Here is a 243-nt window from a genome sequence, read left to right as displayed (position 1 = left end):
GGGTTTGGATAGGGGCCGCCGAAGGCATCGAAATGCCGCTCCGGTGTCCAGACCGCGTTGAACCCATGCGCATCGGCGAATTTTGCCCCCTCAAGCAGGAGTTCCTATTTTTTCTCGCCCGCGCCGTCGTCATTGCCCCAGTAGTAGAGGGTGAAGTCCATCTTGCGGTCGCTGAGCGTGATGGGGCCGTTCGAAAGCTGCAGGCGGGTTTCGTCGCTCGACAGTACCAGTTTGAAGCAGCGT

1 pseudogene is annotated in these 243 nt (G+C 59.7%); it reads right to left on the bottom strand.

Annotated elements, in window-relative coordinates:
• Positions 1-243, bottom strand: a pseudogene (locus R0J92_RS25815) (hypothetical protein); the annotation flags it as partial.

This window comes from Tritonibacter sp. SIMBA_163 (assembly GCF_046535935.1).
GTDB classification, from domain to species: domain Bacteria; phylum Pseudomonadota; class Alphaproteobacteria; order Rhodobacterales; family Rhodobacteraceae; genus Epibacterium; species Epibacterium scottomollicae.
Note: the sequence above shows the minus strand (reverse complement) of the source record. Positions and strands in the feature narration are given on the sequence as shown.